Genomic DNA, 19,031 nt, shown 5'->3' on the forward strand with positions numbered 1-19,031 from the left:
GCGGCCAACGACCGCGCCCCGGGCAGCAGAAACACTCGGCCGACGAGCGGCCACATGATCTGTGCAGTCAGCGCGAGCCCAACCGCTCGTTCGCCCCGCTCGCCCGGGATCTACCGGGGTCGGCCACCGTGTGGCTCAAGGCAGGGATACTCGGAGCGGCCGAAGCCAGCGCCTTCTCCTGTCGCTGTGAAATTGATCAAGGAACATGCAGTCACCAGCAGGTAGCAGGAACGTACGGAACGCATTCCCGCAGCTACTGGGCCTTGATAGCCCCGTAATCGGTTCTGTTTACCGGGCTAAACACAGCTTGCGGGCGAGGGTCCTGTGATGTCAACCCCCCTAACCACACATGTTTATGGGGCCTACCGCGGCCGGGTATGGATACGGGGGTTGACCAGCTAGAATCAGTTAGCCCACTAGCGGATGGAGCCGAAGGTGCCGAAAGCGTCCGTCTCAGATCTGCGGACACAGCTCTTGCAGCGTGCGCAGTCGATCAATGAGAAAATCGACGATCATCAAACGGCAATCGCGGATCTGTCAGCCGAACGCCGGGAATGCCTTGAAGAGTTGATCTCGGAGGGCATGACGCAGATTCAGATCGCAAACGCCCTGGGCATGTCCCGCGGGCGTATCTCGCAGCTCATGAGCGCCGGAGTTCGCCCTGAGCGCGCGTTTTTCGGCACCGGCAAGGTCACGGTTGCGATTGGTGGAAAGCTGGAAACGGGCCGCGCGGACGGGAAGTCACTGGTGGTCGCATCAGGAGAGGCGTTCGGTGCCTACGAGCGGCTAGCAGACCTACTCCGCACCTTGGGACTGGAGTCAGAGTCCGAGATCGTGCCACCACCCGGCCTACTCCAGCTCAACAGGCCCAACCTGGTTGTGCTCACTAGCCCGCGGCTGCTGCCGTTCGTCGGCCAGGTGTTGGACTCTGATCCACATCTTGCCTTCACCTCGGACGACGCGGGTTGGTACCTGGTCGACAAGACCACCAACACGGAGTACCGGTCTCCCAGCGATGGCGGCGAGCCTGTGGACTACGCCTATCTCGGCAGGCTGCCGCGACCGGACGGGAAGGGCACCTTCCTCTACCTCGCCGGCATCCATGCGCCAGGAACTGCTGGAGCGGTACGTCATGTTGAGGCGCACTTGCCCGAGCTGTACCGCGACGTAAAGAACCGACGCTGGTCGATGATCGTCGCAACCAGGTTTGATCCAGCTACACGCAAGACCGTAGACACGTCAGCGGTCACCCCGATTTACCGGCACGACAATGCCTGAACTCACCTTCGAGGACATCCGCATGGCCACCGCGGCGGGTAGCTCCGATAAGCCATCCGAGGACTGGGCGCATGCGTCGTCAGGCCTCCTCGTCACACTCGATGGCGCTACAGCTCGGACAGACACCGGGTGCGTTCACGGCGTCCACTGGTACGCCGCACGCCTGGGAGCAGCACTGGTTGATTTCGGTGCGGATTCCGCGATGGATCTGACCGAGGTGCTGCGCAGGGCAATTATCCGAGTGGCCGCCGAACACCCTTCCTGCGATCTCACCCACCCGGGAACGCCTTCGGCAGGTGTAGCGCTACTTCGGGCGGATGGCCGTTACCTCGTGCTCGGAGACGTGACCATCGCGGGAACCGGTGGCGATGGGCCGATCGTCTTGGTCGATCCGCGGGTCGAGCAAACGGCTCGGCCGGAGCGCGATGAGGTTGACCGGCATCTAATCGGTACGCCAGAGAAAGCGGCAGCACTGATCCCGATGAAGCGCGCCGAACTGGCGGCGCGCAACGTTGCCGGCGGCTACTGGATCGCAGCGGCCGACCCCGCAGCCGCCGAGCATGCGCTTACAGGCCGTCTCGACGCGGACGTGTCGCCGGTCGCCGTCCTTACGGACGGCGCGGCCAGGGCCGTGACCTTAGGTCTAATGGGCTGGTCGCACCTTCTGCGCATAGCGTCAACGGACGGTCCCGACGAGCTGATCGAGATCGTTCGGCGGGCAGAGGCAAGCGACCCTCTCGGGGCGAAGTGGCCCCGCAACAAGACGAGCGACGACGCTACCGCGGTGGTCGCTCATCGCCGATGAGTGAGGTTCGCGATCCGATCAAGATCGAGGATCGGGGCGTTGATGTCCTGACCAAGTGGGACGGCTTAACCCGTCCCACTCAAGATCCCGTCCCAGGGCTGAGCTGCGTTGGGACGGGTGGGACGGCTGGGACGGGTGCCCCCTCCGTCGAGCGCTTTTTCGAGCCCTTCACGCGCCTGAGCTGCCCAAACTCTCGTTTATTGCCACACGCTCCAATGGCTTCGCGCGGGCCTCCGATCTCCTCCAGTTGGAGGGGGTCTGGTTCGGGCGCGCTGTGTAAGAATGTGACCGCACTCAGTAAGCGCCGTCATTGCCGGATGCGCCCCCGAGGAGTTGGCGTGAGCGAAGAAAGTGACGAGTTCGACTTAGGTGAGGATCATGCGAGCCTCCAAGAGGAATCGGATCTTACGGAGATTCTCCAGGAGGAGTCAGACTCCGCGAGCCCGTTCTTCGTCAACAAGAAAGCCGCAGCGGTACTGAAACACGGAATCCTCCGATCGTATGTCGTGCCCTTCGTAAGTAAGATTGGCAAGTATTCGACGGATTCCAGGGTAGTTTTCTTGGATGGCTACGCAGGGCCGGGACGCTATGCAGATGGAACGCCTGGCTCACCTGCTCTGATTCTGCAGTCCGCTCAAGCTGTGAGTGCATTCCGAAACTTGGAATGCTATTTCGTGGAGCGTAAACGCGAGGACTTTAACCGCCTACAGGCGCTCATAACAGAGGCTAACGCCAATGGCATTAAGGCGGAGGCCAGGAAGGGCCGGGTCGAGAAGCATCTTGATGATGTTCTTGCAAAGGCTGAGGGGGTGCCTCTCCTTGCGTTCCTGGACCCATTCGGGCTTGGTGTTAGCTTCACTGATCTTACCGAGAAAATTCTCGGGCCAGGTCGGCCACATCGCCCAGGCACCGGAACCGAGGTGCTGTTGAATTTCTCTGCGAATGCGGTCCGCCGCATTGGTGGTCTACTGAACAGCACAAAAGTAGCGAAGGGCAAAGACGCCACCCTCGCAGCCATGGACTCCGCGTGTGGAGGCGCTTGGTGGAGAGAAGTGTTTCTGAGCGCAAGAAACAATGCCGAGGCTGTTGAGAAAATTGCATATGGCTACGCTGACCTTGTGTCTAAGAAGGTTGGCGCACACGCCTGGGTTGTCGCAGTTCGCAACAGGGTACACCACCAGCAGCCCGTCTATCACCTAGTGTTTTTCACTCGGCACACCGACGGCCTTTGGCTGTTCGGGGAGGCCAATTCTCTAGCTCAAGAAGCTTGGCGAAAGGAGTGCGCCCCACCTCACGTCGTTGACGAGAACGCCCTATTCGACCTCGGCGATCCCTTCGAAAAAGAAGAGAAGCTTCGTAAAGAAGCATGGGTAGGCGAGATCTACAGCAATATAGAGCGGATATTGGCTACTGACGGGCCATTCTTCATCGCTCAGCGTCATGGAGATGTCTTGGGGGGCACGGTGGACGTTGCTCGCGCATTGCATATCAGGGCGGCGGTGACCCGCCTGTACGCGGATGGCAAAACCGCCTGTAACGGTAAGGGTGACGTTGCCAAGATGTACATCTCAGCTCCACCGGCAAAGTAAAGCGCCGCCACGGCGAATCGGCCGTGGCGACGCTTCACTGCGTCACACAAGGACTGGAACGCGGTCTTCGGCGGTAGCGATCTTTGGCATCTGATCCCAGATCTCTTCATCAAGAGTCCGACCGCCTGACTTGGCGGTGAACCCTCCCCACTGCTTGAAGAAGAACGGCACGTTCTTCTTCACACAGGCATCACGGAGAGAACAGACCCAGGCGTGCTCAACGGGACGGAATTGCGGCCCGCTTTCGCCTCCAGCGATCACCCAGTGGATACCGTCGAGGTTGATGTTTGGAATCGGCCCGAGAAGCGGTTCGCAGGATAGGAACCGCACGGCTGCCGGCACCTCTCGCAGGTGATCGATCCGATAGGAGACCTTTTCGTTCTCGACTGATACGCCCATCCAGACGTTAGGCGGCCAGTCGAGCGATTCAGCTAGACGCCGCAGTCGCAGGGTTCGTTTGGTAAGAACTTGGTAGGTGTGCTGAGGCGTCCGCCGCATCGTGGCGAACACCTCCTGAATGAACGACAAGGGCACACGCGCATGAAATAGATCGCTCATCGAGTTGACGAAAACCAATCGTGGTCGTCGCCACTTGTCGGGCAGGGTCAGCGTGTCATAGTGGAGAGTTACCCCAAAGCCCGGGCCTGAAGTTCGCGGATCACCATCCACTTGGTATCGATCCTGGCCCATCGATTTGAGCCTCTTCGCCAAAGTCAGCGCGTAACAATTGTCGCAGCCAGCGGACACCCGATCACAACCCGTCGACGGATTCCAGGTTGCCTCGGTCCACTCGATTCGGCTCCGGTCCCCCACGGTCTCATCCCTCCGTGTGACCTTGAGTAGCAGAAAGATTACGGACAGCCATGCTATTTGTACGTTGCGTTAGGTTACCGCACGTGCCACGGGAAGTCGAACACTCGTTCGATGTTGTCCGCACTTCGATGCTGGTGACCACCGTTCATTCGCAACTGAAAATCATGGGTGTGGTGACGGCCGCGACCTGAGGCCGACACGCGCAGAGTGCAAGATCAATTGCATGCCCGATCAAGGGTCAACTGACTACAACTGCCCCGAACGTGTTTTGACCAATGGCAGAACGCTTGGCGGGCTACGTTGCAGATCTGTGTCACCATCGCTCGCGTGACGCTGGTCCTAGCTCTTGCCGGTCTGGTTACAACTCTGCTGGGTGCGTTGGGTGCTCCCTGGGTTCAGGCGCGTGTAGCCGCGCGTCGAGAGCACGCAGCCCGCATGCGAGACCGCCGCATGAACCTGTACGAACGCGCGTTTGAACTGTCTGACCAGTATGAGGAGTGGATTCATTGGCTATGCCAGCCGCCGTGGTACATGAGCAGGCCGACCGTGGCAGGCGACGACGAACTGCAAAAGCTGACAGCAAGGATGCGCCTGGCGGCAGCCAAGGATGTCTGGGCCGCCTGGAGCCAGTTCCGGGAAGCAGCTCTGTCGTTAGACCTGGCTCTCCAACACGACCCCGCCTATGAAGACCTCGATGAGCACAATGAGGGACTGTCTGCGAGCGACCCATACATAGCGGCAGTTCAGGTTGCGATCGTGGACCTGCGAACCGCAGTTATGCAGGACGTCAGTTCTGCCGGCTGACCACCGGCGGGGGTTCCGCGGGACGAGGCTTCGTCGAACAGCACCGCGCAAGGCGAAGGGACTGGCAAGCTGATCCCACTTGGGACGTGGTTGCTACCTCCGGCAGACAAGATCAATTGACTGCTCGCCAAATACGCGCCAAAACTTGCCGTGCGCATGATGCTGCGTTGCCATTTATCCAGGTAGAGGCATGTTCGCGCTAGGCGAATATGCCGCCCTCCGGAGGCGGGGGCGCAGGTTCGAATCCTGCCGGGGGCACCTTTTGTACCAGTGGGCGTTTAATGTCCAATTTTCCGGACCATGCTTACTGCTTATCCGAGCTGCGGAAACATCGACAGCCAGCGGGTTGATCAGGGAGCAGGTTGCCGCCACGGCGTCGTCAAGTCGCTTGCTCGCCTGCGTGTCATGCCCTCAATATCCTGGCTCGTGGTCGACTGAGGCGTGAGCACGCCTGCTGAGCTGGAGTTCGATTACGAGATCACCCTCGTCGAAGGCGTGGGTGGACGGCACCTGGCAGCAGCTCAAGCAGAATCCATTCTGGAGGTTCTGGAACGGCTCGGGCGAACGCCGGAGTCACCGGTGGCCCCGATGTCTTCGGGCTCAAGTGGCCCTAGGCGGCAGGCTCGGATGCGGTCGCGGGTCCGCGGGTGAGGAGCTGGCAGGTGCCGGTGAGGTCCAAGACCCGGCGCACTGGGTGTTGAGGGCGGATGACCCGGAAGGCCGCACCTGCGTGCAGGACTGCGGTCCGGGCGCGCAGTAGTGCGTCCAAGCCTGTGGTGGCGAGCGACGAGACCCGTACGAGGTCGACGACGAGCTGTGTGACCTGGTGTGTGTTGAGGGTCGCGGTGATGGCGGCGGCGAGGTCGGCGCCGTCGTCGATGTCCCCGACGGGGCCGAGAATGGCGACGCCGCTCTCGTCGACGTCCGTCGTGATGTGCAGTGTCACTCGACCTGACCTTCCGTGCGCCGTGTCACGAACGCATAGGCTACGAGTGGCAGCGCAAAAAATCTAGCCTGGCGACGCTAGACATACTCTCCGGTCTTGGCTAGCCTTTCTCCTGTTATCAATGGAGCGACGTGACGCGAGTGACGGCCTTTCCTGTGGCCGCCGCCAGGCGTGAGGCAGAACCAGTTGCCACACCCCAGGGCAATACCCAGGACCCAGACCAAGATCCAGCACGGCAGGTAGGACGAAGCAGGTTCAGGTTTCCCGCCTGAGCACGCAAATTCGCCTTGAGTGCACGGGGCCACCGGCTGTCAGGGCGTCGCGGACGGATTGAAAAGCAAGTGGCAGAGAACGCAGAAGAAAGGGAGGGCCGTAACACCAGTGGATCGCCCGCGACGACCTGAATCCTGGTCGGGCGGCTACCGGAGCACAACTGTCGTGACAGAGGGTGTCCGGTCACGCTTATGCGATCCCCGCACCTATGAGCCGCTGACCGGCTGGTGCGTGACGACAAGCCGACGCGGTTCGTTGGCGCATGGTGTTCGAGCCGCAACCCTGGGCCCCGGCGCTTTCGCGCCGGGGCCCTCGTCGTGGAGGTGAGAATGGGCCAAAGCCCTGACGAAAGATTGGCAGACGAGCACTACCCTGCCTACACGATGGGCCGCGCCGCCGAGATGCTCGGCACGACGTGCGGTTTCCTGCGCAGCCTTGACCAGGTTAAGTTGATTAATCCGCAACGCTCCCATGCCGGACATCGGCGCTACACCCGCTACGAACTGCTCCTGGCTGCCCGCGCCCGCGCAAGCGCGTGTGTCGAAGTTGTTAGGTGTCGATGATCGATAAGAAGGTCTCCGGTAAAGGGTTCAGCGACCAAGCAGAACCTGAAATACCCGGCTGACCTTCGGCCCGCCGGGTTGGAGGTGGGCGTATTGCCGGACCAGTGGACGTCTGCGCCGTATTCCGGTGCCGGCGGTGCTGCTCGATCTCCACACAAAGTCCTCTAGTTGCGCGATGGTGGACTGCAGCGCGGCGATCTCTCGCCCGGCTCGGGTAGTGAGTTCCTCGAAGCGATCCAGGACGCCGTCGAACTCTCCGGGGCCGCTCGTCAACTGGCAGGATCACGATCGCCGCATCGGCCACGCCGCAGTCCTACCCCATGCGGACGGGCGCCAACCCACGCCTTGTGACGCTCGTTGGCGGCCAGGTCTGCCAGAGGCCGTCGACCGCGCGGCAAGCGGGCTTCCGAGGTCCTGGCCCTTGCAGCGGGGCGAGACCTCGTACGCAAGAACTGCGGATCACATCCACCGCAGTCGGGCTCGCGGCACCGGCCTCGACCGTCTGCCTTCAGCGTTAGCGACGTACTCGCCGAGGACGGAGCCTCGGCGCCAGCGGAACACGCGGAACCGAGCGTGGCGCACCAGTCGCACCGACCTCACGGAAGGCGACCAGAAAATATGTGATGGCCGCAGTAGACATCCGCAGACTCGTTCGTTAAAGTTCCTGGAGTCAATGAAGAACATAAAGACGCCGACGAAACATTGCCCGCCCATGCGGGCACTGGACCACGCGGAGCTGGCGCCGAGCACGTTCACCGCGCCGCCCGAGCAGTACAGAACGAGCAAGACTGGGTCGCGGTTCGGACCCAGGACGTAACCGGTGAGGCCAGGTTTTCGCGTCAGGGTTTCACCGGGGTAGGAGATGGGCCGTACGTGCGTGGGGCCACGAAGTCGAGTGGGGACCCGGCACCGGCGGAAGCAAGGAAGTGGCAGTACGGGTACAGCCCGGGTAGTAGCGCCGGGCGTCAGCAGGCGAGGCCAGGGAACTGTTTTAGGGCTTCGCCTGAGGTTTGACAGTCCGCCGTACGTGGTGGGGCCAAGAAGTGTTCGGGCTCCAGCGCCGGCGGATCGCACGACAGCAAGGTAAGTGGAAAGTAGAGGAAAGGGAGGGCAGGTACACCGTTGGATCGCCCGTCGCAGGCTGTTGTTCGAGTCTGCCCGGTCGCCGCTGTTTCCATCCGTACGAAAGGTGGTCTCGGTCACGCTTATGCGATCCTCGCGCCTGGCGCCGTTCACGGTGGCGGGGCGGATACGACAAACCAGCGCTGCTAGCTGGTGATGGTGTTTCTACCCGTAACCCTGGGCCCCGGCGCGCTTTCGCGCCGGGGCCCTCGTGATGAAGGTATGAATGAGTCAGAACCCACAGGACATGTTCGACGACGACGACTACCCCGCCTACACCATGGGCAGGGCCGCGGAGATGCTCGGCACCACACCGGGCTTCCTGCGCAGCCTGGATGAGGCGAAACTGATCACCCCGCAGCGCTCCGCCGGGGGGCATCGCCGCTACTCCCGCTACCAGCTGCGCCTGGCCGCCCGCGCCCGCGAGCTTGTCGATCAGGGCACCGCCCTCGACGCCGCATGCCGCATCATCATCCTCGAAGACCAGCTCGAAGAAGCGCTACGCCTCAACCGTGCCCAAGATCCCGGCGCCGGATGAGCACAGTGGCGCTCTGGCGGATACGGCGGTAGTCCTCCCCGTCCCACCGTCCTGGAGTCGAGGAGTACCGTCACCACATAGCGGATCATCATCGGCGTAGCAGCGAGCGGACGGCGTCGACGCTGGACTCGGCCGTGAGCCTGAGCTGAGGGCCGACGCATAGGCCGGCGGGGTGCGGGATTGTCGACGTCGCCGCCCGCTGGGGGTCGGACTACCAAGTCGACTGGTCCGGCTACACGCCCCACCCGGTGGGGCGTGTAGCAAACGAGGAACTCCGGCCGCGTTCAGCTGCACTCGATGCATTGAGGAGCTTCAGGCGGCATTGCCGCCCGATTGAAACTCAGGACCGGTGAGGCGTCGCAGAACGCCGGACTTTACTGGTGCGGCCGTGGCGAATCGCAGCGCGGCGGGCTGCGTCAATCCGGGGAGCTATGGTGATCGCGGGGGCGCGAGCTGCACGGTCCAAGTCCGGGCTGTCCCGACGACCGCCATTGCCCGGCAGAGCAGGTCGCAGCCTAGCTGCGGACTTCCTTCGGCGAAGCCGCGGTTGATGAAGCTGATCGCTCTCGGGTGGTCACCGGCTTCAAGAGCATTCTCCAGTCCGGTGGCCAATGCCGCGGCGAGCGAGGCGTGGAATCTGTCTGCTCCTCTTTCGCGGAGGGTCTTGGCGGGTTCGCGCGATAGTGGCGCAGAGAACGTGGGCGGGGCTAACGCCAATGTCTTGTCCTTCTTCTGTGGTGTCGGTGTGCCCGATCGAGACAGCCAGATCGGGGCCTTCCTGCGCAGCCGCGCGGCAACGGCATCGTCCTACCGTGCTGGGCGGATCGGCTGATTGTTCTCCGCAGGGTAGCGGCTGGTGACCCTGGCTTGATCTCTATCGAGACGCCACGTGTCGTTGTGCCTGGGCAGACGCTTCCTAAAGGCCCGGTGCAGAGCAGGACCCGCCGCTGGACGCCTGCCACGCCTCCGATCATGATCGTTTGCCGACAGCACGCCCTGTGGGCGCCGGCCCGCCAACGTGTTGACGAGCTGATCCGCCACCCACTCTACGCGCACGGAACGCAGCGCTGCCGCAATTAACTCATCAATATAATTCTGTCGATGGTATGGCCATCCTCTCGGCAAGGACTGACCCGCCCCTGTCTTCTGTCATTGCCGCACCTGCCGGATGTGGTCCATCTTCGCGCCTCGTGGGTGTCGGCGACCTGCGATCCACAGCAGCGGTCCCACGTTGGTACGTCTGGCTGCGCGAGTAGATCGAGTAGTCGCTACATCTCGACTGCCGTAGCGTCTACGACATGGCGACCACGGTGCTACGCGTAAGGCTGATCGGCGGCGACCGCGTGGATGTCACGTACGACAACCCGGACGTCTCCGACGTGGACGAGCTGGTGAAACACGTGGCATCGACACTGGCGCAAGATTCGGGAGTGCTGCTCACCAGACACGGTGATCGGCTCGTCGTGCTCTACGGCCGAGGCGTCGCAGCGATCGAAGTCGCGCCTCGCGGTGCGGTGCTGTGACGAAGGCAGCGCGATGGCGCTGGCGAACGAAGAATTTGTGTTATGGTAACCGAGTTGCAGTTTTGATTTCCGTAGACGTTTCGGCGCCTGGTGGTCTGACCAAGACCCATGCAGGCGCTTTTTTCGTTGGTGTCGTTTCCGACGCGGTTAATCAACGCGGCGGCGTGGGGCCGCGCAGTGCGGTCTCAACGGCCTGCGAAGGAGCAGACATGGCTACAGGCACCGTGAAATGGTTCAACGCCGACAAGGGCTTCGGCTTCATCAGCCAGGACGACGGCGGCGCCGACGTCTTCGCCCACTTCTCGGCGATCTCCTCGAACGGCTTCCGCAGCCTCGACGAGAACCAGCGCGTGGAGTTCGACATCACCCAGGGACCCAAGGGCCCCCAGGCGTCGGCCATCCGCTCGCTCTGATCCACGCTTCCCGAACGGCGGCCTGACTGGCTCAGCAGGCCGCCGTTCGGCGTTTCATCTATCATCCATCTGATCAGGTTCGTTCTTGCGATGTCCCGTGGCCTGCGGCCCGTGCCTTCTTTGCGACGTGCCGTTCGAAGAAGGCACACCATGACAGTGATCACCACGCCGCCGCGCCCGCGCGACGCCCAGCCATCGACCGTCCCCGGCGGGTTCAGCCATGACCGACACCCGGTTGCCGACGCTCCGCCTTCCCGGAGCATGACCCCTGCTTCAGCCTACGGTCGCATGGCACCGTTCCTTGCTCCGCCCACAACGGAAGAACAGCAGCCCGCACCTCGTGCATCCGACTGCGGCCAGGTGGCGATGCATCGTTTGCGCCACCCGTTCACTGTCGCAGCCGACACGACGCCACAGCAGGCGGAACATGGCCGCCCAGTTAGCGCGAGCTCATAGAGCAACCGCTGGCGATAGCTGCAGCAACGCAAACGCCGGACGCCATAGCGTTACGAGGCGCGCCGTCCGGGCCGAACTGGCCGAACTCGAAGGTGCGCTGGAGCCTGCGGACGAATCTGCTGGGCCGAGGCGGTGCGCCGCCCGTCGTTGGCGGTACTCCGCCGAGTGAGCAGCCCTGCGGCGACCATCTGCGCCACCTATGCCGCGACACCGAGCGCGACGCCTTCGGCCAGGACAATGCCGTCGCCGAGCAGGATCGACGCGATCGCCATCGCACCGTCGGTGATGCGTGAGCGCTGTGCGGCAACGGGCGCGCTGAGGCTTTCGACTTCGCACGGCATCGGCCTTCGTCAGTGCGGCGGTGCTGGTCTGCGCCCGGCGTACCGCGATCGGCGACCCCTGCCGCGTGGCCGGGATCTGCCGGGGTTCGCGGCGGTGGCTGGCGTGTGGTGGCCAGGCGATCTGGTGATCGCCTCCCGTCCGCCGCAGGCGTTCAGGGCCGCTCTCACCACGACCGATGGGTTGATGATGAAAAATCTGAGGCCATGTGTGCTGGCCTGGCGGCGGCAGGCCCGCACTGCGGCGACTCCGATGCGGTCGATGAATGTCACCGCTGACATGTCCAAAGTCAGTTCGGTAGCGTCCCTGGTTCTCATGACTGCGTCGGCGACTTTGACCAGCAGGTAGGCGTTGGAGGCCTCGACCTCGCCCGTGACGACCAGATGCAGGGACCCGGCCAGGGTGCGTAGCCGAATACTCAGACCGTCGGCCACGTGCCGCCTGAACTTCGAGTCGTTGAGGGGTGTCCGCCAAGCGGGTCTCGCACGGATGGGGCCGGAGGTGCCATGTCTACGGTTGCTCCTGCCTGCCCGGTAGCAGTGTGTCGCCGGGGCTGACCGCAAGCCTATGGCCGGCGTCGGCACGCCGCAACGGCTTAGGAGTCGCCGCTGGCGGTGGACCTGGGCGAGTCCGCTCCGGTTCAGAGGTTGCCCTGCGCCTCACCCGGTCACCCAGATCCGGGCCAGGACTGTCGGAGGCGCTCGCGCTCGACAACCACATCGACGTGAACCTGACCCAGCTGAGGTTCATAGACACCAGCGCCGCTGGCGTGATCGTCCAGACCGCGTCAGGACTCACCGACTGGCAGCGCATGACCGTCCGCATCCCGTTCGACGTGCTCGCCGCGCTGGGGCTGCAGGAACTGCCGAGGGCGACGATGACAGCGGCCCGACATGGCGATTGAACCCGAAAGCCAGTACCGACAGGCACCCCGGACGGCCTGCCCGCTGGCGCGGAACTGCTCGTCGACCTGCCGTTCGCAGAAGCGGAACTGGTCAGTCTGCGCCGTGCGGTGGCCGCCCACGCCAACGCGGCCGGTATGCCCGCAGACCGGGTCGACGCACTGGTCTCTGCTCCGACAAGAGCGCACCGCAAGTGTCGCCGGTGAACGCGTGGACGGTGTACCCAGACGCTCGCGCCGAACACAGACGGTGCCACCCGACCGTTCACCCCCACCCAAGGTCAGCCTCCACTGGCCGCGCGTCCCCACCTGTAAGAGCCGCGACCCCGGAACCCGTACACGCAGGTCAACGCCAGTTAGCATCACATCAGCCCACCGCCGATCGGCAGATCAGCTGCGATGGCCAACCGACCCGACGGGGAGCAGTTTTGGGATGTACCCCGCCGGGGGCACCACGATCCACCAACACGAAGAAGCCGCTGACCTGGGGAAACCAGATCAGCGGCTTCAAACGTCTGTACGGCTGTGTCCGGTGAGATCCGGCCCTCTACGGCTGCCCGCGCCAAATACGCGCCAGAGTTTCCTGGCCTCCTAGATGCCCAGTGACCCTTCCATTCGTTGCCTGATCACGTCCTCTCCCCTGTCCAAGCACTTCCGGCGGCTTTGACTGACCGGCTTTTCGACAAGCACCCAAGCCGCCCCTCCAACGGTCGCCTTCTGCGCGTGTATGAGATGTGCCAGTGATGACAGCCGGTCCTGCGGATTCGTTCCGGGAATACGTGCACGCGCGCCTGGGGGCGCTGGTGCGTGCGGCGTTCCTGCTGACCGGCGACTCGTATCTGGCGGAGGACCTGGTTCAGCAGACGCTGGCCAAGGTCGCCTCCCGCTGGGAACAGATCGTCGCGGACGGAAACCCGGACGCCTACGTGCGGCGCGTCCTGTACCACCAGCATGTCTCCTGGTGGAGAAGGTGGCGACGGGAGCCGCTACCGGTCGCCGCCGTGCCGGAGGTCGCCGGGGCGGACCCCCACGGGCCGACGACGACGGCGATCGCCATTCGCCAGGCGCTGGCCAAGCTGGCCCCCAGACAGCGGGCCGTGCTGGTGCTGCGCTACTTCGAGGACTTGACCGAAGCACAGACGGCACAGGTCCTGGGTGTGTCGACGGGCACCGTGAAGAGCCAGGCTCGTGATGCGCTGGCCCGTCTACGTGCCGTCGCCCCCGAACTGGCTGACCTGCAAGAGGTGTCGAAATGACTACAACGCTGCACCGAGTTCTGGTTGATCTCGCCGGCGAGGCTCCCAGCGTGCGCATGCCGGAGGACCTGTGGCGGCGCGGACGTCGCCTCCGCCGGCGGCGCCGGGCCGCAGGGATTCTTGCCTGCCTGCTGGTGAGTATGACCGCGATGTGGCTGCCGTCGCCGAATGCGACCGGGTCGCAGTTCGCAGGTACTGACGACCGTACGCTGCCAGCCTGGGCCGCCCAGCCCTACCTGTGGCAGCAGACGTTCAGTGAGGATCCGAACGGGCCGGCGAAGCTTGTGTTCGAGACAGGGCACAGTCTCGATCTGGATACGTCGCTGGTGGTCGTGGGCCGGGACGACTCCTTCCGGCTGGTCTACCTCGACCCCGGCGAGTTGATGGGCAGTTTGTCGCCAGACGGCCGCTACCTCCTGGGCGACAACCTTGTCGACCTGGTCACCGGGCAGTCTCGCAAGCTCAGTCCTGCCGTCTCGTCACATTGGCCGGCCGTGTGGTCGCCCGACAGCCAAAACGCCGTCGCCGTCATCGGGCAGGACGACGTAGTGCCAACCATCGGCCCGAACGGTGAGCGGATCAACGATTCGACGCGCTTGGACAACATCGTCATCGTCAGCGTGCCGGACGGCAGGCTACGGGTCGTCCACGTGGCTGAGGCAGACGTCTTCCGGGCGGCGTTCTCGCCTGACGGCACCCGGGTGGCCATCACCGTCGGCCGCGACGCACAAAACAAGGAGTTGCTCATCCTGGACGTCGCGACCGGCACCGTGCAACGTGCGGTGCCGCTCGGCGAGCGGCAGCAGATCGCGGGCAGCGCCGCCTGGTCGCCGGATGGCAACCAACTGATCCTCACCTTCATCGAGGGATGCCTTACGTCGCCGTCCTGCGACGGGCCCACCCCTGACCGGCCGGCCCGGCAGCGGTTCCACCTGCAACATCTCGATGTCGACACCGGAACGGTGACGGACGAGGCGGTCCGTGGCCGGCTAGATCGACCGAACCTCATCGCGTGGCGGCAAGGCGCTCCGGTCCTGTCGGTTACCAACGACGCGGACAACTCATGCGCCATCGTGCGTCTCCCGGCCGGCCAGAGCCCCGAGACTCTGCCCCTGCGGGCGGCTGGGTACGGGTGCCCGAGCTATCCCCGCAATGCGCTGGAGCAGTGGACCCTCGATGGCCCACAGCTGACGCCGTCGCCATGGCAAGCGCAGAACTGGGCCTACGTCGTGCTGGGGCTCATCGCACTGATCGGCGCGGCGCTCGTGGTGAAGCTGGGCCGACGGTGGAGACGGCGGTCGACGACACGACGCTCCAGGGTCGCCCCCGAGCCTCCGCGATAAGCCTGATCGTCGACAGTGAGGTGCAGCAGATGAACGCCGCCAGGGACGGGCAGGCGCCGATACTCCCCGAGCGGAGCTACCACCAGCTCAAGAAACGGCTGCGGGAATGCACCAGGGATCGACCGCGTCGGTAACGTGAGCTGCATGGACATCAAGGTCTCACATTGCTTTCTGATCGTCGACGATCACGACAAGGCCCTCGGCTTCTACCGTGACGTGCTCGGGTTCGAGGTCCGCACCGATGTCAGCTACGAGGGCATGCGCTGGGTGAGCGTGGTGCCGCCGAGCCAGCCGGATCTTGAGATCACCATCGAGACCCCCGAGTCCCACCCGGGCGCCTCCGCCGAGGACAAGCAGAAGCAGTACGACCTGCTCGCCAAGGGCCTGTTGCGTGGGCTCATCCTCACCACCGACGACGTCGACGCCGCGTTCGAGCACATCCGTGCCTCGGGTGCCGAGGTGCTCCAGGAGCCCGCCGACCAGGCGTACGGCGTACGCGACTGCGCGTTCCGCGACCCGGCCGGCAACATGATCCGGCTGAACCAGCCTGCCAGGAACCGCCGAGGGTGAGCGGGCGTCAGCCCTCGCGCTTCTCGTCCGTGTCAGGCTTCGGGGTGTCGGTGTAGCGGAACGCGTCGACGTCTCGGTACTGCGGCCTGACCTGGGACGCGCTGTCGGCCTGCGCCCGCTCGCGTGCCCGCGCCGCGCCCTCGGCCGGGCCGCCCGCGTGCCGCCACACCTCGTGCTCACGGAGGATCCAGCCGAAGGCCCCGGCCGCGCACATCACCACGAACAGCGCGAACGAGATGATGACCAGCCAATTCAGCGTGGGTGCCAGGTACGCGCCGTCGCGGTCGAGGTTGCCCAGGATGACGAGGCCGAGAATGCCCGTGAGCAGCGCGATCAGCGCGAGGACGGTGAGCCGCCCGGTCTGCGTCGGGTGAAGTGGGGTCATGGACTCCAGATGATGTCACGCATGTCGAGGTCACGAGGCCCCGTCCGGTGACCGCCGGTCGGCGTACGCCGCTCGATCGGTAGGCTCCTGCCCGTGACCATCACGTTTGCTGACCTGACCACGATGCGGGTCGGTGGCCCGGTAGCGCGGCTGGAAGTCGCCCGCAGCACCCCGCACGCGATCGAGCTGCTCCGCGACGCGGACGGGACCGACGAGCCACTGCTCGTGATGGGCGGCGGCTCGAACCTGGTCGTCGGCGACGTCGGCTGGGACGGCACGGTCCTCAAGATGGCGTCGGCCGAGTTCGACATCGACGGCGAGCTGGTCACCGCTGCCGCCGGGGTCGAATGGGACCACCTCGTCCGCACCGTGCTGGCCGAGGGGCTGGCCGGGGTCGAGGCGCTGTCCGGCATCCCCGGCTCGGTCGGCGGCACGCCCGTGCAGAACGTCGGCGCGTACGGCACGCTGACCTCGGACGTGCTGGAGTCGGTCACCGTGTACGACCGTACGACGGGCGATGTCGAGGTCTGGACGCCGGAACGCTGCGGGTTCGGCAGCCACCGCCAGTCGGTGTTCAAGCACAGCGACCGCTGGATCGTGCTGGACGTGACGTTCCGGCTGCGCCGCGGGCAGTCCGCCCCGATCACGTTCCCGGCGGTCGCCGAGCGGCTGGGGGTGGCGGTCGGCGGGACCGCAGACCCCGCCGACGTTCGCGAAGCCGTCCTGGCCCAGCGCCGCCAGCGCAAGATGGTCCTGGACGCCGACGACCACGACACCTGGAGCGTCGGGTCCTTCTTCCTCAACCCGGTGCTCGCCGAGGTGCCCGACCGGGCTCGCGAATGCCCCAGCCAGCCGGACGCCATGGGCACCAAGCTGCACGCCGCGTGGCTCATCCAGCACGCCGGATTCGGCCAGGGCTACGGAACCGAGTGGGGCAACGGCACCGTCTCGCTGTCGACCCGGCACACCCTCGCGCTGACCAACCGCGGCGGCGCGACCACAGCCGACGTCCTGAAGTTCGCCGCGCACATCCGCGACGGCGTGGAGGCCATGTTCGACGTCGCCCTGACCCCCGAATGCCACCTGGTCAACTGCTCCTTCTGAAGCCGGCTTGAAAGGAAGGGCACCTTCACATCGCTATGCGTTGTGCAAGGTGCCCTTCCCATCAGTGGCGACGGCTTCGAGCAGGTCGGCGCACCATTGCCGGAACGGCTCCGGATTGTCGCGGGAGGGGTGGACACGGTTGCTGAGGACCACCACTCCGTAGTCGCGCGCGGGCTCCAGCCAGATCCGGTTGCCGACGAAGCCTGAGCAGCCGAAGGAGCCCTCACCCGCGGCGGGTCCGCCGATCCCCCGGGTCGGTGGGAGCCACCAGCCGAGGCCGAAGCGCTCGTCGGCGGTATTCGACGCCCAGCAGCGGGTCGCGGCGCGGTGCAGGTGCGCGGGCAGCACCGTACCGGCCAGCCAGGCCTGCGCCGCAGCGGTGACCAGGGCAAGGGTGCCGAACGCACCGGCCTGGCCGGCGATCCCGCCCATGGCGTACGCGTTCTCGTCGTGCACCTCGCCGACGACGAGCCTGGCGCGCCAGCCGCACCGCTCGGTGGCGACGGCCGGACCGGGCACCGGCCCGAATCGCAGGCCGCTGCGCCGCTGCGCGAGTTCGGCCAGGCTCAGCCCGGTGTGGTCCTGGACCGCCTCGCCGAGCAGGAGGAACCCGAGATCGCTGTACTCCGCCCCGCTGCCGGGTTCCCGCACGAGCGGGGTCGCCACGGCCTGCGCGACGATCTCGTCCCGCGTGGCCGCCGTACGGAAGAACTGCCGGACCGCGGGCAGACCTGCCTGGTGCGAGAGCAGCTGGCCGACCGTCGCCCGGCCGACCGGAAACGGGCGCGCGGGCGACCACACGTCGGCGAGCGGGCGGTCGACGTCGAGGTGCGCCAGCACTTCGGGCAGCGTCACCAGGGTCTTGGTCACGCTGGCGAGGTCCCACCAGTCGTGCGGGCCGGCCGGCCTGCCCGTGGTGAGATCGGCCGTGCCCGTCACCGCGCTGAAGCGGGTCTCGGTGCGGTCGAAGACGCTGACCGCCACCGCGGGCATCGGCGCGGCGGCCATCAGGCGGCGGATCTGGTCGTTCATCGTGTCCTGATCTGCTTGCGCGCTCGGCTCGATCACGTCAGGCCTGACCCGTCCTCCGTGGCGGGCAGGCCGCGCCGGACCGGGTTGGCCAGCGTGCCGATCGCGCCGACCGTGATGCGCACGATGTCGCCGTCGCGCAGGCTGAACGGCGCGGGCGGGACCAGGCAGGTGCCGGTGGACAGGACCACGCCGTCCGGGTGCACGTCGCCGCGCATCAGGTAGCCGACCAGATCGCCGAGCCGCCGATGCAGCTGCGAGGTGCCCGCCGTGCCCTGCCAGGCGAAACCGCCGTCACGCGTGATCTCCAGCGCGATGTCCAGGTCGTACGGGTCGGCCACCGCCCAGACCGGCGTGATCCACGGCCCGAGGGCGCACGCTCCGAAGTAGATCTTCGCCTGGGGCAGGTAGAGCGGGTTCTCGCCCTCGATGGTGCGCGAGGACACGTCATTGCAGACCGTGTACCCGACGATCTCGCCGAACCGGTTGACCACCAGGGCCAGCTCGGGTTCGGGCACGTCCACTTCGGAGTCGGCGCGGACCCCGATGGCTTCACCGGGGCCGCGCACCCGCCAAGCCGCCGACTTGAAGAACAGCTCGGGCCGGGCCGCGTCGTAGACGAGCTGGTAGACGTCGGCGGCCCGCTCGCTCTCCTCGATCCGGGCCTCGCGGGACACGCGGTAGGTGACGCCGCTGGCCCACACCTCCGTGGTGCCGTCGACGGGTGCGAGCAGGCGCACCTGCGCCAGCGGCAGCGCCGGGCCGGTCGCGGGCCGGGTCAGCAGGTCGCGCAGTGCGGCCAGCGGCAGCCGCCACAACTGCGCCAGCGAGGCGACACCGGGCAGCTCGGTGACCTCGCCATCGGTGTGCAGCCCGACGCGGACCTCCGGCGCACCGGCCGCCTGGTATCTGATGATGTGCGCCGCGGGGTGTGGTGCCGACATGCCAGCAGACCCTAGTGTGCCGGTAGACGGAATCCCA

19 protein-coding genes and 1 pseudogene are annotated in these 19,031 nt (G+C 65.4%); 13 read left to right on the forward strand and 7 right to left on the reverse strand.

Annotated elements, in window-relative coordinates; translation table 11 throughout:
- The first annotated feature begins 423 nt into the window (after positions 1-423).
- From ACFQO7_RS22040 to tcmP, 3 genes are all read left to right on the forward strand, one after another.
- Positions 424-1,278 (forward strand): sigma factor-like helix-turn-helix DNA-binding protein, encoded by an 855-nt coding sequence (locus ACFQO7_RS22040; protein ID WP_376808118.1) that lies wholly within the window; start codon positions 424-426, stop codon positions 1,276-1,278.
- Positions 1,271-2,083 carry a hypothetical protein gene (locus ACFQO7_RS22045; protein ID WP_376808119.1) on the forward strand — a complete coding sequence of 271 codons (813 nt, stop codon included), beginning with the start codon at positions 1,271-1,273 and terminating at the stop codon, positions 2,081-2,083. The genes ACFQO7_RS22040 and ACFQO7_RS22045 overlap by 8 nt, the downstream gene beginning before the upstream one ends.
- Positions 2,084-2,421: 338 nt before the next feature.
- Positions 2,422-3,672, forward strand: coding sequence for a three-Cys-motif partner protein TcmP (tcmP, locus tag ACFQO7_RS22050; RefSeq protein ID WP_376808120.1), 1,251 nt, complete (start codon positions 2,422-2,424; stop codon positions 3,670-3,672).
- Positions 3,673-3,714: 42 nt separating this feature from the next.
- On the opposite strand, the gene ACFQO7_RS22055 is transcribed toward tcmP, so the two are convergent.
- On the reverse strand, positions 3,715-4,485 hold the full coding sequence (locus ACFQO7_RS22055; RefSeq protein ID WP_376808121.1) for a DUF5131 family protein: 771 nt from the start codon (positions 4,483-4,485) through the stop codon (positions 3,715-3,717).
- A gap of 327 nt (positions 4,486-4,812) precedes the next feature.
- On the opposite strand from ACFQO7_RS22055, the gene ACFQO7_RS22060 reads away from it, so the two are divergent.
- The gene (locus ACFQO7_RS22060) at positions 4,813-5,289 is read left to right on the forward strand and encodes a hypothetical protein (protein ID WP_376808122.1); all 477 of its coding nucleotides are present in this window, start codon (positions 4,813-4,815) and stop codon (positions 5,287-5,289) included.
- 610 nt (positions 5,290-5,899) lie between these two features.
- On the opposite strand, the gene ACFQO7_RS22065 is transcribed toward ACFQO7_RS22060, so the two are convergent.
- Positions 5,900-6,235 (reverse strand): STAS domain-containing protein, encoded by a 336-nt coding sequence (locus ACFQO7_RS22065; protein ID WP_376808123.1) that lies wholly within the window; start codon positions 6,233-6,235, stop codon positions 5,900-5,902.
- A 602-nt stretch (positions 6,236-6,837) separates the two neighbouring features.
- Between ACFQO7_RS22065 and ACFQO7_RS22070 the strand changes: the two are divergent.
- The 4 genes and pseudogenes from ACFQO7_RS22070 to ACFQO7_RS22085 all read left to right on the forward strand — a co-directional run.
- A pseudogene (locus ACFQO7_RS22070) lies at positions 6,838-7,035 on the forward strand (MerR family transcriptional regulator); the annotation flags it as partial.
- Between the two features lie 1,384 nt (positions 7,036-8,419).
- Positions 8,420-8,731, forward strand: a complete 312-nt coding sequence (locus ACFQO7_RS22075; RefSeq protein ID WP_376808124.1) for a helix-turn-helix domain-containing protein — start codon at positions 8,420-8,422, stop codon at positions 8,729-8,731.
- A 1,298-nt stretch (positions 8,732-10,029) separates the two neighbouring features.
- Complete coding sequence (locus tag ACFQO7_RS22080; RefSeq protein ID WP_376808125.1) at positions 10,030-10,254, forward strand: hypothetical protein; 225 nt, start codon at positions 10,030-10,032, stop codon at positions 10,252-10,254.
- 209 nt (positions 10,255-10,463) lie between these two features.
- The gene (locus ACFQO7_RS22085) at positions 10,464-10,667 is read left to right on the forward strand and encodes a cold-shock protein (RefSeq protein ID WP_217395932.1); all 204 of its coding nucleotides are present in this window, start codon (positions 10,464-10,466) and stop codon (positions 10,665-10,667) included.
- Between the two features lie 653 nt (positions 10,668-11,320).
- Here ACFQO7_RS22085 and ACFQO7_RS22090 read toward each other — a convergent pair.
- Positions 11,321-11,464, reverse strand: coding sequence for a hypothetical protein (locus ACFQO7_RS22090; protein WP_376808126.1), 144 nt, complete (start codon positions 11,462-11,464; stop codon positions 11,321-11,323).
- 9 nt (positions 11,465-11,473) lie between these two features.
- On the reverse strand, positions 11,474-12,046 hold the full coding sequence (locus ACFQO7_RS22095) for an STAS domain-containing protein (RefSeq protein ID WP_376808127.1): 573 nt from the start codon (positions 12,044-12,046) through the stop codon (positions 11,474-11,476).
- Positions 12,047-12,186: 140 nt separating this feature from the next.
- Here ACFQO7_RS22095 and ACFQO7_RS22100 point away from each other — a divergent pair, with 140 nt between their 5' ends.
- From ACFQO7_RS22100 to ACFQO7_RS22115, 4 genes are all read left to right on the forward strand, one after another.
- On the forward strand, positions 12,187-12,366 hold the full coding sequence (locus ACFQO7_RS22100; protein ID WP_376808128.1) for a hypothetical protein: 180 nt from the start codon (positions 12,187-12,189) through the stop codon (positions 12,364-12,366).
- A 740-nt stretch (positions 12,367-13,106) separates the two neighbouring features.
- Positions 13,107-13,619 (forward strand): SigE family RNA polymerase sigma factor, encoded by a 513-nt coding sequence (locus ACFQO7_RS22105; RefSeq protein WP_376808129.1) that lies wholly within the window; start codon positions 13,107-13,109, stop codon positions 13,617-13,619.
- Positions 13,616-14,962 carry a WD40 repeat domain-containing protein gene (locus ACFQO7_RS22110; protein WP_376808130.1) on the forward strand — a complete coding sequence of 449 codons (1,347 nt, stop codon included), beginning with the start codon at positions 13,616-13,618 and terminating at the stop codon, positions 14,960-14,962. Before ACFQO7_RS22105 ends, ACFQO7_RS22110 begins: the two co-directional genes overlap by 4 nt.
- 144 nt (positions 14,963-15,106) lie before the next feature.
- Complete coding sequence (locus ACFQO7_RS22115) at positions 15,107-15,532, forward strand: VOC family protein (RefSeq protein ID WP_376808131.1); 426 nt, start codon at positions 15,107-15,109, stop codon at positions 15,530-15,532.
- 7 nt (positions 15,533-15,539) lie between these two features.
- Here ACFQO7_RS22115 and ACFQO7_RS22120 read toward each other — a convergent pair whose 3' ends face one another.
- Positions 15,540-15,917 (reverse strand): hypothetical protein, encoded by a 378-nt coding sequence (locus ACFQO7_RS22120; protein WP_376808132.1) that lies wholly within the window; start codon positions 15,915-15,917, stop codon positions 15,540-15,542.
- A 93-nt stretch (positions 15,918-16,010) separates the two neighbouring features.
- Here ACFQO7_RS22120 and ACFQO7_RS22125 point away from each other — a divergent pair, with 93 nt between their 5' ends.
- Positions 16,011-17,021 (forward strand): UDP-N-acetylmuramate dehydrogenase, encoded by a 1,011-nt coding sequence (locus ACFQO7_RS22125; RefSeq protein ID WP_376808133.1) that lies wholly within the window; start codon positions 16,011-16,013, stop codon positions 17,019-17,021.
- Between the two features lie 33 nt (positions 17,022-17,054).
- Here the strand turns inward: ACFQO7_RS22125 and ACFQO7_RS22130 are convergent, their stop codons facing one another.
- Entirely contained in the window at positions 17,055-18,053 is a 999-nt protein-coding gene (locus ACFQO7_RS22130; protein WP_376808134.1) for a serine hydrolase domain-containing protein, read from the reverse strand.
- Between the two features lie 32 nt (positions 18,054-18,085).
- Positions 18,086-18,994, reverse strand: coding sequence for a fumarylacetoacetate hydrolase family protein (locus ACFQO7_RS22135; RefSeq protein WP_376808135.1), 909 nt, complete (start codon positions 18,992-18,994; stop codon positions 18,086-18,088).
- Between the last annotated feature and the right edge of the window lie 37 nt (positions 18,995-19,031).

Origin of the sequence: Catellatospora aurea (assembly GCF_042663325.1) — a bacterium.
Classification (GTDB): Bacteria; Actinomycetota; Actinomycetes; order Mycobacteriales; family Micromonosporaceae; genus Catellatospora; species Catellatospora aurea.

What these genes read in the sequence shown, in the direction of transcription:
- ACFQO7_RS22040 (WP_376808118.1), top strand. Translation starts at nt 424, where the DNA reads ATGGAGCCGAAGGTGCCGAAAGCGTCCGTCTCAGATCTGCGGACACAG.
- ACFQO7_RS22045 (WP_376808119.1), top strand. Translation starts at nt 1,271, where the DNA reads ATGCCTGAACTCACCTTCGAGGACATCCGCATGGCCACCGCGGCGGGT.
- ACFQO7_RS22075 (WP_376808124.1), top strand. Translation starts at nt 8,420, where the DNA reads ATGAGTCAGAACCCACAGGACATGTTCGACGACGACGACTACCCCGCC.
- ACFQO7_RS22080 (WP_376808125.1), top strand. Translation starts at nt 10,030, where the DNA reads ATGGCGACCACGGTGCTACGCGTAAGGCTGATCGGCGGCGACCGCGTG.
- ACFQO7_RS22085 (WP_217395932.1), top strand. Translation starts at nt 10,464, where the DNA reads ATGGCTACAGGCACCGTGAAATGGTTCAACGCCGACAAGGGCTTCGGC.
- ACFQO7_RS22090 (WP_376808126.1), bottom strand. Translation starts at nt 11,464, where the DNA reads ATGCCGTGCGAAGTCGAAAGCCTCAGCGCGCCCGTTGCCGCACAGCGC.
- ACFQO7_RS22105 (WP_376808129.1), top strand. Translation starts at nt 13,107, where the DNA reads ATGACAGCCGGTCCTGCGGATTCGTTCCGGGAATACGTGCACGCGCGC.
- ACFQO7_RS22110 (WP_376808130.1), top strand. Translation starts at nt 13,616, where the DNA reads ATGACTACAACGCTGCACCGAGTTCTGGTTGATCTCGCCGGCGAGGCT.
- ACFQO7_RS22115 (WP_376808131.1), top strand. Translation starts at nt 15,107, where the DNA reads ATGGACATCAAGGTCTCACATTGCTTTCTGATCGTCGACGATCACGAC.
- ACFQO7_RS22120 (WP_376808132.1), bottom strand. Translation starts at nt 15,917, where the DNA reads ATGACCCCACTTCACCCGACGCAGACCGGGCGGCTCACCGTCCTCGCG.
- ACFQO7_RS22130 (WP_376808134.1), bottom strand. Translation starts at nt 18,053, where the DNA reads ATGAACGACCAGATCCGCCGCCTGATGGCCGCCGCGCCGATGCCCGCG.
- ACFQO7_RS22135 (WP_376808135.1), bottom strand. Translation starts at nt 18,994, where the DNA reads ATGTCGGCACCACACCCCGCGGCGCACATCATCAGATACCAGGCGGCC.